The sequence below is a fragment of the Enterococcus caccae ATCC BAA-1240 genome, assembly GCF_000407145.1.
Taxonomy (GTDB): Bacteria; Bacillota; Bacilli; order Lactobacillales; family Enterococcaceae; genus Enterococcus_L; species Enterococcus_L caccae.
Genome location: NZ_KE136475.1, coordinates 210646 through 225223 on the forward strand (window position 1 = coordinate 210646; position 14578 = coordinate 225223).

Annotated in this window: 11 protein-coding genes; 9 read left to right on the forward strand and 2 right to left on the reverse strand. The window is 34.3% G+C overall.

The genetic code is table 11. The features are described 5' to 3' along the window. Positions 1–281 precede the first annotated feature (281 nt). Entirely contained in the window at positions 282–1790 is a 1509-nt protein-coding gene (locus I580_RS13775) for a helix-turn-helix domain-containing protein (protein ID WP_010772125.1), read from the reverse strand. A 309-nt stretch (positions 1791–2099) separates the two neighbouring features. Between I580_RS13775 and I580_RS13780 the strand changes: the two genes are divergently transcribed. The 8 genes from I580_RS13780 to I580_RS13815 all read left to right on the forward strand — a co-directional run bounded on the left by I580_RS13780 (position 2100) and on the right by I580_RS13815 (position 11885). Beyond that, positions 2100–5243: a hypothetical protein gene (locus I580_RS13780; protein ID WP_010772126.1), complete on the forward strand. Its 3144-nt coding sequence runs from the start codon at positions 2100–2102 to the stop codon at positions 5241–5243. Positions 5244–5351: 108 nt separating this feature from the next. Continuing rightward, positions 5352–6032 (forward strand): WxL domain-containing protein, encoded by a 681-nt coding sequence (locus I580_RS13785; RefSeq protein WP_010772127.1) that lies wholly within the window; start codon positions 5352–5354, stop codon positions 6030–6032. A gap of 25 nt (positions 6033–6057) precedes the next feature. Then, positions 6058–6726: a WxL domain-containing protein gene (locus I580_RS13790; RefSeq protein WP_010772128.1), complete on the forward strand. Its 669-nt coding sequence runs from the start codon at positions 6058–6060 to the stop codon at positions 6724–6726. A gap of 25 nt (positions 6727–6751) precedes the next feature. Beyond that, positions 6752–7462: a WxL domain-containing protein gene (locus I580_RS13795; protein WP_010772129.1), complete on the forward strand. Its 711-nt coding sequence runs from the start codon at positions 6752–6754 to the stop codon at positions 7460–7462. A 187-nt stretch (positions 7463–7649) separates the two neighbouring features. Next, positions 7650–8726: a WxLIP family cell surface protein gene (locus I580_RS13800; RefSeq protein WP_010772130.1), complete on the forward strand. Its 1077-nt coding sequence runs from the start codon at positions 7650–7652 to the stop codon at positions 8724–8726. Positions 8727–8747: 21 nt separating this feature from the next. Then, positions 8748–9089: an EF2685/EF0750 family sortase-dependent surface protein gene (locus tag I580_RS13805; RefSeq protein WP_010772131.1), complete on the forward strand. Its 342-nt coding sequence runs from the start codon at positions 8748–8750 to the stop codon at positions 9087–9089. Between the two features lie 323 nt (positions 9090–9412). Next, positions 9413–10366: an ABC transporter ATP-binding protein gene (locus tag I580_RS13810; protein WP_010772132.1), complete on the forward strand. Its 954-nt coding sequence runs from the start codon at positions 9413–9415 to the stop codon at positions 10364–10366. Position 10367: 1 nt separating this feature from the next. Further along, entirely contained in the window at positions 10368–11885 is a 1518-nt protein-coding gene (locus tag I580_RS13815) for an ABC transporter permease/substrate-binding protein (protein ID WP_010772133.1), read from the forward strand. A gap of 68 nt (positions 11886–11953) precedes the next feature. On the opposite strand, the gene I580_RS13820 is transcribed toward I580_RS13815, so the two are convergent. Beyond that, positions 11954–12238, reverse strand: a complete 285-nt coding sequence (locus I580_RS13820) for a hypothetical protein (RefSeq protein WP_010772134.1) — start codon at positions 12236–12238, stop codon at positions 11954–11956. Between the two features lie 1337 nt (positions 12239–13575). On the opposite strand from I580_RS13820, the gene I580_RS13825 reads away from it, so the two are divergent. Continuing rightward, positions 13576–14526, forward strand: coding sequence for a hypothetical protein (locus tag I580_RS13825; RefSeq protein WP_034860297.1), 951 nt, complete (start codon positions 13576–13578; stop codon positions 14524–14526). Positions 14527–14578: the final 52 nt, after the last annotated feature.

Consider the following 14578-nt stretch of genomic DNA (forward strand, 5'->3'; position numbering starts at 1 on the left):
TAAGCGCATCATTAAATGAGCGATTAAACCAGAAATAGTTAGACATGAGAAATAAGCTGGACTTTAGGAAAATTATTTTCCAGAAGTTCAGCTTATTTTTTTAACTATAAAATCTTGATACTTTCGCCCTTAGAATTTGAGGTAACCGAACTGTACTTTAGCAGTTTTTTTGCCCAATCTTTTCAGTATCCTGATTTGCTATTAGATGTACAAAGAAAAACAACTAGCAGCTTATTCACGTCATTTATGTTTACAAAGATAAGGTTTGCTCGGTAAATTAGTTACTTATCAAATAATTGTTTGACTAGTAGCTGGTGAATCATCTCTACCAAAGATTGCCATTGTGCATAATCTCTTAGTGAATCTATAAAAAATACAGGCTGGTCATTTGACGAAGGCTCTAAGGTGTCAGAAATAACTAGATTAGCTGTTCGTATATCCGTGGTTATTGTGACGATTTCCGGGTTGAAAAGTATTGATAATTGCTGAGTAACATAAGGAATGTCTGTAAAATTTTTAGTTAATTGTAAATAAATTTGCAAATTTGGCGTTCTAGTCATTTGTACTAATGCATAGATTAAGCTACAAAAATAATGCTTGGTAGAAACCAGAGAAAATGTTTCATAGTAGTGAACAAACTTTTTTTGTGTAATCAAATCGCTATACAGATTCTGTATTTGTACTATAGTCTTAGTGCGACTATTAAGATTGTAAGATAAAGGTGGAAATTGTAAGTTTAAAAAATAGGGTGCTCGTATGTTAACTAATTGGAGAAATAAACAAAGCAAGGTGAAAAAATAAGTAAAAGTGGCTTGAATGTCACCAGTATAGTTGCCTTTAAATGTATATTTTAGACGTTTAAGTAACACTTTAGAAAAATTTGTAGGAAAAGAGTTATTTTGGATAAAGAGGTATCCCAGCTCTATTTTTTTATTCGGTTCGATAATATCAGGAATAAAGAGACTTGATAAAAAATTAAAATAAAGAATTTCATTTTTTTTTATGGTTGGTTTCATCTCTCCAAGAGAAAGGTGGTTAAAAATCCGAGCAACGTTTTTGCTTTTATAAATCATTTCAAAAAGGTGCTCTGTTTCTTCTGAAAGTGGTGGCAAGTGACAGTTATTTTGAGTGCGTAGAGTGATAATGGCGATGAAAAAATAAAAGAGCGTTTTTTTTGTTTCAGATTTTTTAGCTGACTCACGTAGCACATCATCTGTAAGGGACTGTTTAATTTGTTTTTTTGAAATATGTTGGAAAGGCCACTCCAAGTTTTGATAAGAATCAGATAATAAAAGAAAACTAAATAATCTAACAGATAACTCATTTCCAGTTAAAAAAAGTTGTTTGTCAGATAAGGTGATTTGAATTGAAAATTTTGCTAATTGTTGATTGATTGTTTGAATTAGTTTTTTTAAATAAGAATGTGAAATAAACAACATATCGAGGATTTCGTATTCAGAATATCGATATGTTGTAGTCAGTAGCAATAACAAAGAAAAGGCTACGGACTCTTTAAGATAAATTAGTTTCAAACGATGAAATAGAGTAATGGATTCAGCTTCAAATTCAGGGTTAACGTAATAGTCCCCGCTAACACTAGCTTGGACAAAATCAGCTATGTGAAAGTGTAGTTCAATAGACTGATTCATTTTTTTTAAGTATTTTTTTATTGTCGAAGAAGGAATATCTAGATCTTTAGACAATTTTTTTAGAGAAGACCGTCGGCGAATCAGCGCGTATAATACAATCAATTCGCTTTGTTTTGATTTGGGAAGTAATTTTGAATACATTGAAAAACTCCTTGTGATATACCCTTCAAAGGTCTAGGGGTAGACCAAAAAAGTGTAGTTATTTTTAAATTATTAAATGTTATTATAAATAAAAATAAAAAATAATCAATTTTATTTATTTCTTGAATCATAAAAATCTATAATTTGAAAAATAAAACAGGGATGCTATTTAAGAAAAAATAGTACGATAAATGAAAATAAATGGTGGCGTATTTTAAGTAGAAGAGAGGAAAAGGTGTTCAGTGAGAGGGGTATTTATAACGATATGCAATCAAATGAGCAAAATTTTAGAATAGGAGGATCTTCCAAGTGAATGATTATTTGAAAATGAGTCGTGTGTTCCTTTTTCTAGTTGGGATAGCGACTCTACTATTCGGGAGTCAGACAAGTTTTGCCAGCGATAATAAGCTACATCTGACACAGAAAAAAATGTCTAACTCTCAAAGTTTTTTAATTGATTTGTCAGTGCAAGAACAACAAGAGAATGTAAATATTCAGTTGTCTAAGAATTTAAAAGTAGATAAGGAAAAGATGATTCTTGAAAATCTGGACACAATAGAAAAAATTCAAGAACAGCCATCAGGCGTAAATATTACGTTATTAACAAAAGGCAATAAAGAGAATCCGATTCATCTATACCTTCAAAATATAGGAGGGGCTCAGCCAGGAGAAGTACAAGCATATGCTGAGGATGGCAGTCAATCAAATAAACTTCAAGTTCAAAATCTGAGTGAAGGAATAACGAAAGGTCTTGAGCTAAACACTTCCATCATACGATCACCTATTTGGAGTGATATTAAAAATCTTCAAATAACACCAGATCAAAGCTTTCGATTTGTCTATAATAAACAAATTACAGCGACAGAGTTAAAAAATGTTACGAGCAAGGATAAAAAAGTAATAATCAGTGAAGGAGAAACTGGGGAACAATCATTTATGCTAACTCATGCAGGGATGTATGGACCAGTGGATGTCAATTTAAAAGTTACTATCTCAGCAATTAAAGGATCAGCAACATTGGATTTTGGCTCGGAGCAATTTATGAGATGGACTTTAGGAGGTAAAGCGAACCTAGATATTCAATATGAATTTTTCGATCAGAATCACAAACCCTTGAAAGTAAGTGGCTACACTTATTTTAGAGGGATAAACACAGCCAAAACAGTTGCTTTCAAAAAAGAGCAAATAGATAAAATATTCAGTCCTGCCAAAACCAATATTCAGTATGATGACACTTTTTCAAGTGAGTATACTTATTACGGTTCTTACATGGGTGGTTGGACAAGTAAACAAGAGTTAGGAGCCATGTTTTCTGATGCTAAGCAACTTAACTGGAGAGGTATCAATAATGACCCAGATGAATCAAGTTTTGATTACGGACAGGTGGAGATCACAACGAAAGAATTTAATAGTTTAACCGATTTTCCTAACTGGAAGGAAAGCGTTGTTGAAAATATACCTAAGGAAAACTATTTCACTTTTTTATACAGTAACAAAATAGAAGTAGACGCAATTGATGGAAATCCCAAGATTAGTAAGCATAATGATGGATTTGTTGTAGATTTTGATGAAAAAGGGACCATTCTTATTAAAAATGTCGGATATTATGAAGGGCAATGGATATCTTTATATGTGAAGAGTAATATGAAAACATTTGAAGATATAGGGCTATCCAGCGAATTGACCATCAAAAAAAATCTTTTTTTACGTTGGGTGTTACATGGGAAAATTAGCAATAATATCAGCTATGAATTTGTAGATGAACAGCTAAATCCGATAGAAGTTAGTGGTTATATGACCTTTGTGGGGTTAAATGTTTCAAAAAACCTAGGATTAAACGCCTCAACAATCAAGAACCTTTATTCGACAAAGCCTTCCGATATAAAATACTGGCAATTTGGAGATGTTGTGTATTTAAAATCTAACACAAGTGGATTTGATGACAAACATGAATTTACCATGACTTATAAAAAAACGAATAAGTTAGATTTTTTCTTAGAAAATAATGATACTGATTACTCTTCTTTGGATTATAAACAAAATACGAAATCCATTGTTGATATACCAGATCCTAAAGCTGTAAGGAAAACATTTGAGAAAATAGAAGAACAAACGAATTTATACAACCAATTTAATCAAATTATTCCGTACGAACCTCCTATTGGTAGGAAAAGTAAACTGGAATGGGTCATTCACTTATCCAATAAAGAGCTACTTTATTTTGATCAACTGAAAATAACAGATGAGGATGATCAGGAGCAGAGTGACCTGTTTGACATTGTAAAAGAAGAAAAGCTTATACGTATTACACCTAAAGCAGACACATTGACTAGCGAAGATTTCTATAATCACCTCTACCAATTTCGTATTGATTACAAAATTGATTATGAGAAAGAAATCAAGTTATCAGAATTAGACAAAGAAGGCTACTATCTGAATGAAAATTTAGTTCAATTTACGTTAGATAATCAACAACCCATTCAAATAGAGACCAGAACGCCCATCAACTTTAAGAGTAAAACGCAGCTCATTTATCAAGATGAACAAGGAAATGTCTTGTTGAAAAAAGAGCATGACACCTATATCACACAAACAAACGATTTAACAAAAGAATATATCGATAATGTCAAAGTGAAACAACATGAATTTGTTTCATCTGAAAGTTCCCTTTCTGATTATCAAAATAAATATACAAAAGAGACGATCCAGTTAAATTATAGAAAATATAAGCTGCCAGAATTGTCTATCAATGGACATCCGGAAGAAATAATGGTTCAAGCGAAAGATGGTAAATTGAAGCTAGATGGAAAGATTTTATTAGATGCCGATACTTCATTTAATGTCCATATGAAATTTTTAGATAGAGATGAAATTATTGGTAAGTCAGACAAAATAAGCGCAGGTTTAGTTGATTGGCTAGTAGATAAAGACTACCGCTTAAAAGGGTTAGAACCAGGGAAAACCACACCTGTAGAGATCTATGCTATAGATGAAACAGGTAGCGAAACGAATCATATCCCTCTAAATATTTATTATGCTGGAGATCTATCGTTTAAACAAACGCCGACAAATATAGAATTTGGTTTAGAAAAAATACCTAGCGCTATTAAGCAAGTTCAAAATAAAGAACCTTATAAAATTGAAGTTAGCGATTTGAGAGGTTCAAATCGTAAATATAATCTTTATTTAACAATGACGCAATCATTATCTGGAAATGGAAAAACCTATGAAGATAGCTTGAGTTTTGTCAATAGTAAACAAGGGAAACAGCCGTTAATAGAAGGCGAAGCAATTGTTGTCGGAAAAGGAGACACTGGGAAAGATAACACCAAGCAAACATCTGAATATCTTTTCCCAGTTGGTCAAGGTATTCAACTGACTGTCTATCCAGATATGAAAAAAGGAACCTACAACGCTGATGTTGAGTGGTTGCTGGTCGACGCTCCCTCCTAAATAAAACCAATGTGTTTAACATTTGTTTGTAATACAAGAATAAAGGATAAACGCGTTACTTTGCTCTTGTTTTGCATATATATATTTTTTTAGAAAGAAGGAAACGAAATGAAAAAAACGACTTTAAGTTTATTGTTAATAACAGGTCTTTTTGCAGGTGCTGCGCAAGCTTTTGCAGAAACTGGTCCTTGGGAAGAAGTGACAGGAACAGAGGACGGAAAAGGGGCAAAATCACAAGCTCATATGACGTTAACGCCTGGCGATAATCCGACAGATCCAACAACGCCTCTTGACCCAAGTGAGCCAGACGGATCTACTGGAAATATCGGTGCATTAACGATTGATAATGTAACACCATTAGAGTTTGGCGAACACCAATTAGAAGGGGGCGAGACCATCTATACAACGACAAGTATCGACCCTAACGTCCAAGTAACGGATAATCGTGGTGAAGGGAAAGGGTGGTCCTTGCAAGTCACATCCTCCCAATTTACCGATGTAACTGATAATAAAAAAACACTGAAAGGTGCGGTCTTAACCTTGCCAGTTGGAGAAATGAAAACAACTGCGGGAAATGTCTCCTCAAATCCAGATCCAAGAGAGATTCAATTGGCTACAGATAAAGCCTCAACAGAAATTGTCATGGATGCCAAAGCAAAAGCAGGTATGGGGACATGGGAAGAGTTGTTTGATGCGTCTAAATTAACAGTAAAAGTACCAGCAGGGAATTTTGCTGGAGAATACGTTTCAACATTAACGTGGACTATGCTAGATGCGCCAAAAGCATAACCTAAAAAGAGAGGGAAGATAAAAAATGAAAAAATTAAGTATTCTATCATTACTAGCAATTATTAGTTTAAATGTTGTAGGAACTGCTACTGCCTTTGCAGAAGGTGAAGTAGAAGTCGAAGAAAAAAAGGCAAGTTCGCACATTAAAGTTGGAATTGAACCAGGGGATGACAGTGAGTCAACGAATCCGATTGATCCAGAAGATCCAGAAAATCCAGGTGAGGGCGGTACAGGACAGACCGGGTCTCTAACAATTGATACAGTAACAGATCTAGATTTCGGAACATTCAAACTGACTTCTAATGAAAAGATTTTAACTGCAAATAAAGAGAAAAAGAAAAATCCAACAGCTCAGGTTACGGATAAACGAGGAACAGGTGCAGGTTGGACTTTACAAGTAGCTATTTCAGATTTCAGTAGTACCGAAAAACATGTTTTAAAAGGAGCGCAATTGAGCATTCCTAAAGGGGAAATCAAAACAAATAACATTGATAATTCAGTAGCGCCAGAAACATTTTCCTTAAATGTAAATAAAGATCCTCAAACAATCATGTTAGCGGCAAAAGACAAAGGACTAGGAACCTGGGCAGATAGCTACGATAAAAAGGATACACAATTAATGATACCAGCAGGGAACTTTGCAGGTGAATATGGAGCTACTCTGACTTGGACTTTAAGTAACGCACCAAAATAAGTAATCATAAAGGAAGAAAAAAACAATGAAAAACAAAACATTATTGAGCATAGCAGCACTATTTAGTATCGTTTCACTAACAGGTTTAACAGCTTTTGCAGCGGAAGCGCCAGCAACAGCACAAGGAACTGTATCAAAAAATCATATTACGTTTCAAGCAAACAATAATCCAACAAAACCAGTGAATCCAGTAGATCCAGAAGTACCATTGGATCCAACCTTACCAATTGATTCAGAAGATCCTGAAAACCCTGGAACAGGGAATGAAGGGGCGCTAACAATTGATTATATTTCTAATATTCAATTTGGTGAAAAAGATATTGAGTCAGGTGATACAGTGTATAATGCTTCAAATGAGAGTCCTTTTTTTCAAGTCACTGATAAACGAGGAACAGGTGCAGGCTGGGCATTATCAGCTCAAACACAAGGGTTTAAAACAACGGCAGGCAAGCAATTAAAAGGTGCAGAATTAAGTTTTAAAAATGGCGAAATCAAAACTCGCTCAGGAAACGTTTCTGCTAAACCACTCACTAAAGATGTCGTATTTAACAACAATGATGCAAAAGTCATTATGTCAGCTAAAAAAGATGCTGGTCGTGGAACATGGTTAGATGTTTTTACTGGTGAAGAAGGTAATAATGAAAAAATCCAATTAAAAGTGTTAGAAGGTTCAGCAGATGCAAATGTTGAATATACAGCTGAAATTAACTGGACATTGTCAAACGCACCAAAATAAGCAACAAATAAAAAAGAGAAATTAAGAGAAAATGCTGTAACGATGACTACTAGCTAAAAAAATTACGATTGCGTGATACAAATTATTTATAGAGGTAGCATCTTTTCACACCGTTTATTCGGGTTTAGCGGGAGGAAAAAACGAACACTGGGTTTATCCTCCCTCTCTTTATAATCGGAGGAATATTATGAAAAAACGTTCTTTAGTCTTTCTATTCTTAAGTTTTTTTGCTGTTATGCTTCTCAGTCAAACAACAGTGTTTGCTGATGATATGAACTTTTCGGTTGAAGCAAATATTCCAGAAAATCAGATAGATAAGTCACAGACTTATTTTGATTTACGGATGAAGCCTGATCAAAAACAAGAGATCAGCATCACCCTAAAAAATGGTTCAGATGTTCCAGCGACTATAGCAGTGATACCGCACACGGCGGTTACAAACCAAAATGGCGTGATTGATTACAGCAAAGAGCTGACAAAGGACTCTTCATTAAAACATGAATTTACTGATTTAATAAGTGGCGAAACAGAATATAAGTTAGGACCGAAGGAAACCAAAAAAGCTGTTTTTTATTTAAAAATGCCAAAGGAACCTTTTCAAGGAACTATTTTAGGTGGATTTCGTATTCAAAAGGTTCAAAAAGAAGATGAACAAAACAAAAATCAAAGCGTGCAGATTAAAAATCAGTATGCGTATGTAATCGGTACGAAGCTAACGGAAACAGATGATACGGTTACACCAGAATTGAAATTAAATGACATTACGCCAACTTTGCAAAATTATCATACAGCAGTTTCAGCGAATCTTCAAAATACCCAACCTGTCATTATCAGTGGATTAGAAGTGAATGCTCAAATTTCCAAGAAAAAAGGGCAGGAAGTGTTACATGAAACAAATAAAAGTGATATGAGTATGGCTCCAAATTCCAACTTTGATTATACAGTTGATTGGGATGACCAAGAATTGAAAGCAGGAGCGTACCATCTTTCTATAACCGCTAAAGATAATCATAAACATGAGTGGAAATTTGAAAAAGATTTTGAAATTAAAGCAAAGGATGTAAAACCATTAAATAAAGAAGCGATTGAGTTGTCAAGAGATTATACATTGTGGATTGGTTTAGGTATCTGTTTCATTGTATTTGGTGTTAGTTCACTCATTCTGTTTTTTAAACGCCGTAAAAAAAGAATCGAAAAAGAAAAAAAGCGGATCAAAGCAATGAAAATTCGTCAGAAAAAAAATAAGAAGAAAAAAGTTGAGTAACATGCTTTAGGAGTGAAAACGATGAATACAAGAATGAAATGGGTGGGATTAATTTTTATCTTGTTGCTAACAATTAGTGATGCTTCATCTGTTGTACAAGCAGATGAAGGGAATCAAGGTACCTCTAAAGCAGGGATAAAATTTGGAGATTCTTTACCGCCAAAAGAATCTCAAGCCAAATCAGAAAATGAAATAACAACACAGCAAGAGAATATAAATAAAGAAGATTTGCCGATGACAAACGAAAAAAAGGAAACATATTTATTTATCCTAGGACTGTGCTTACTTATCCTGTTTATCTCAATCAACATAAGAAAAATTTTTGAGAGGAAAAGAAAAAGCGATATGGTAGAAAAAAATTAATGATCATTGCCTGTATATAAGTGTAGCAAACTTTAAGAATTACTTGAAAAAGTGAAGGTAGTGGCTACATAGAAACAACAAAATAATCCTTAATAAGAGAAGATGTTTCTTCTTTATTAAAAGAGCGTAGAAAGTAAAGGTTCCTTCTTTAGATTTTTTTGGTAAAACCTGACAGACAGTTGTCAGGTTTTTTTCTGTACAATAGAAACAAGTCGTTAGATACAATTAACGTTTTCAAGTATACTTATAAACATACTTAAAAATAGTGAAAGATTATCTAAAGATAAATAGTGTACGCATACAAGAAAAAATGAGGTGAATAGATGATTAATTTTCAAAACGTATCTAAAAAATACAATGATCAATTAGTTTTGGAAGACTTTGATATCTCAATTGAAGATGGTGAATTTTTTGTACTGGTAGGTCCAAGTGGAAGTGGTAAAACGACCACTTTAAAAATGATCAATCGGTTAATCGAACCAACGGATGGTGATATCTATTTTAATGATCGCAGACTAATTGATTATAATCTAAAAGAATTACGCCTAACGACTGGTTACGTCCTACAGCAAATTGCGCTTTTCCCAAATTTAACCGTTGCTGAAAACATCGAATTGATTCCAGAGATGAAGCACTGGAACAAAACGAAAAGACGGGAAAGAACCGAAGAATTACTAAGAAAAGTCAGCTTACCACCAGAAGAATATCTACACCGAAAACCTGCTGAATTATCTGGTGGAGAGCAACAACGTATCGGCATCTTACGAGCGATTGCAGCTAAACCTGATATTATTTTAATGGATGAACCATTCAGCGCATTAGATCCGATTTCTAAAGGACAGTTACAACAATTGATCAAAGAGTTGCATAAAGAATTAGCTAGCACCGTTGTTTTTGTAACCCATGATATGAATGAGGCATTGTTTTTAGGGGATCGAATCTGTGTCATGAAAGAGGGGAAAATCGTACAAACAGATACGCCAGAACAAATCAGAAGCAATCCCGCTAACGATTTTGTAGCACAATTTTTCCAACAAGATCATTCTAATCTAGAAAATTATTGTGCAGCTGATTTGTTAGCATTAGAGCTTGTGGAAGATGGACAAGTCAACAGCGAAACAATTGTCGACCTAGACACGACATTACCTAAAGTGATTCGTTTACTTATAGATGGGAAAACCGTTGTACTAGCAGATGAGAAAGGACCTATCGGTGAAATCACAGATCGCGCGATTTTACGCTTCTTAGAGACAAAGATAGAAAAAGGTGATCAATAATATGGGAAAACTGATCGAAACATTCGTTGCTCGTAAAGAAGACTTTATTCAAGCGGTTGTCGAGCATATTCAACTCTCGTTACTATCATTACTGATTGCCATTCTTTTAGCGATCCCGCTTGCGATTCTACTGACGAATTATAAAAAAGCGGCTGAATTTGTGCTGCAAATCACTGGGATTTTCCAAACGATTCCGTCACTTGCTTTGCTAGGGTTATTGATCCCGATTATCGGTATCGGCAGTCCACCAGCAATTGTTGCGTTAGTGATTTATGCACTATTTCCGATTTTGCAAAATACTTATACAGGTTTGACCGAAATTGATCCTTCATTGGAAGAAGCAGCTGAAGCATTTGGGATGACCAAGCGAGAAAAACTAGTCAAGTTTGAATTGCAGTTAGCTTTGCCTTATATTATTTCAGGTATTCGCACAGCAACCGTTATGATCATTGGAACAGCAACACTTGCGGCTTTGATTGGTGCGGGAGGCCTTGGAACGTTCATCTTACTAGGAATCGACCGAAACAACGTGTATCTAATCTTGATCGGCGCAATTTCCTCCGCTGTCTTGGCAGTCTTGTTTAACTTTGGGATTCATTTGTTGGAAAAAGCCACAGTGAAACGCATCGTAGCAGCCTTTATGGTCTTACTCGCTTTGTTAGTGGGATCGTTTGTCTACACCCACCAAGAAGCAGAGCAAAAAGAAATCACAGTAGCAGGAAAATTAGGTGCAGAGCCAGATATCTTGATTAACATGTATAAAGAATTGATCGAAGCAAACAGCGATATCCACGTAAACCTAAAATCAAACTTTGGGAAAACCAGTTTCCTATTTAATGCACTAAAATCTGGTGAAATCGATGTCTATCCTGAATTTACTGGAACCGTTCTTGAAACCTTTTTGAAGGACAATAAGAACACTTCTAATGATCCAAGAGAAGTATACGAATATGCACGAGAACAAATCAAAAAACAAGAAAATATGGATTATCTAGAACCAATGCGTTATGAAAATACGTATGCTGTTGCTGTTAAACGATCATTTGCAGAAGAAAATGGATTGAAAACAATCGAAGATTTGAAAAAAGTTGAAAGTCAGCTAAAAGCTGGTTTTACGCTAGAATTTATCGATCGTGAGGACGGCTATAAAGGATTACAAAAACTGTATAATTTGAATTTCGATGTGAAGTCGATGGAGCCATCATTACGTTACCAAGCAATCAATAATAGGGATGTCAATGTGGTGGATGCTTATTCGACAGATAGTGAATTGAAGCAGTATGATTTGGTGATTTTAAAAGACAATAAACGACTATTTCCACCGTATCAAGGAGCACCATTGCTGAAAGCTGAGACGCTTGAGAAATATCCAGAATTAAAAGAACTATTGCAGCCTTTGGTTGGTAAGATCACGGAAGAAGAAATGAGTGAGATGAATTACCTGGTCAATGTGGAGCAAAAAGATCCAGCGACGGTTGCGCATGATTATTTAGTGGAGCATAAGATGTTGGAAAAATAGCAATTGATAAATGAACAGATACAACGAGGGAGATGAATCGCTATCTTCCTTGTTGTATCTATATATAATTAATTATAGAGCAAATTATATAAGGCGACAATTAGAATAATTGTTCCCGCTATAAGTGCCAAAATTCCAGATAGTATATTAATATTTGTTCCTGTTTCGCTTGTTGGTGTAGATATTGGAATTGAAAGTAAACTAGTTTGTTTCTTTACTAGTAATAGATACGATGTGAAAAGTAGAAAAGCAGCGATTAGCATAAGTTGTATGGAATTTGGTAGTGAAAAGGCAAGTAAAATTAAAAGCAGAACAGCTGCAACTGAAAGATAAATAAGTTTGTGTGTATTCATTTCAATCCTCCTCTTATACTTAATAGTATAACAAAAATTGTACCGATAGTGTATTAAATATTTTACAAAAATCAGTATGCTAAGTTGCTTTTCAGAGACATTATAAGGTATAATTAAAGAGAAGGTAATCGATAATCATTACGATTACAAAAAAGCCAGTGCGGATAACACTGACTCTTTAGTTGAATAGTGACTAAAGCTCGATAAGACGAATTGCCACTATCTTACTTTAGCGTGGAAGATAGTGGTCTTTTTTTACCCAAAAATCAAAGTGATAAAAAGTTTAATCCCTTCGACAATATAGTATGCCACAAGCGTGACGACTATTTTCGAAGCGATATCTTTTAACAAATCTTTCAAGGACCGCTTTTCCAATGCATTAAAGCAGGACAAAAGCGATAAAGACATATCTTTATGGCATCAACTCCTTTTTCAGAGCTTCAGCCGTTATTCAACTAGTTATAGTATATCAAAGATTGTATCGATAGTGTATTAAATATTTTACAAAATAGTAACGAGCACACAGTCAGCCGTGGAGAATGTTCTTCTGATCGAATGCTACGGATTCTGGTAGATAGCATTCTTTCTTAACTATACGCATTATTGACCTAGGCAACTTGATTTATCAGTTTGTGCTGATTGTTTTTGGCTTCAAAATACTAAGTGACCGCTTAATATCTTGAGGTGTCGGCTGTTTCCTCGTTAGTATCATGGCTGCAATGATCTGTCATAAAAAAGGCCTGCTCCGTCAAAAGTTAGCACAAAATCGACAGATCATTACAGCAGGTGATGCATGGTGAGAGAAGTTAGATTTGCGGTAACTTCCTCGAAAACGATTGTTCAAATCTAAAAAAAGAGTTGCGCAACCGTAAAATAGAACGAAAAAAAACGGTATTGGACACCTGCCAATACCGCGCTAAGTACAATTAAGAAGCATTGACCTGTTTTTGTCGTTAAACTCAGAACATCAGAAAAAACACTAGTAATTTCATGAAATATTGAGTAAAATAAAAACAGTCAATGAAAATTGACTAAGGGCAACTTGTACATTCAGTCCGTCTGATTGTATAAGGCTCTGTGGGATGACGACCAATCTTCCTGCAGAGTGCCTTTTTATTTTGTCTAGCTGAACGAAGTTCGTTTAGCTAGATTTTTTTCGTTCTATCTCATTCCATTTTAATTTAAGTGGAGTGGAGAGTCAATGGGGGAATGTAAGTTTGTGTGAATATTTTTATTTAAAGACTTTATAAATATATGTTTAGGTAATAATGTATAACTTTTTGTTTATTTTTGGTATAATAAGAAAAGATTTTATCAAAAAAAAGGGGAGTTATAAATTGAGCACTTTTTTAGTCGTTTTTTTAGGAATTATATTACTTTTGATTTTTATTTCAATGTTCTTATTTTGGAGATTAAACACAAGAAAGAAAAATCAGCACGAACAAACTAAATCAGATCTAATAAAGGAATTTTCACCGTTAATTGTGGCATATGTTGGTATTTTTATTACTGCACTACCGTATTTAGTTCCAGAAGAAAAAGTACCTGTTTTTTTTCCAGAATATGAGGATAAAATATCAGAAATCGACAAATTGAAAAAAGATAATAACGAATTAAAATCGACAATAGCTAACCAGACCCAAGAACAAACTAAACTTTCTAAGAAAAATAAGGTTTTAGAAGAGAAAAATTATGCTGAGTTAACTAAGGTGTCTTTAGTAGTGGATGGATTGGCAATGGAAGCTGGAAACAATGTAGTTGCGGACGTTAACGATATATTATACTTTAATGAGGATGTATTGAAAAATTTTGTTGAACAAGAAATAAGTTACAATGAGGAAGATAAGACTATTTACATCGGGAAAAAGTCTGATCAGAAGATTACAAAACAAAAGATATCTGAACAGTACAGTATTTTATATGGTGGAGAAAATTATACATCACTTAAAGATGTGGATGAAGAGTATCATGTTGGAGGAGAAACGATCGCAGATGGCTTTATATTTAAGGAATATAGTTGGAGCGAACGTATTGCCTTATTAAATACAAATAACAAATTTACGAAAGTCGAGTTTGATGTCGGTCGAATTGATGAATCCACTAGTTCTTTAGAAAATGGTAAAATGAAAATTGAATTCAATGGAGAGAAAAAACATCAAGAAAATATCCGTGCGGATATCACTTCACAACACTATGAATACGACATCACTAATGTAAAGACTTTAAAACTATCATTGGCTGACAGTGGTTCTTCATTCGGGTTTTATAATATAGTTTTTACTAAATAGTAGTATGAAATTAAGGGGAGTACCCTTCAGGTGAAGTAGAAAATTGAGACGG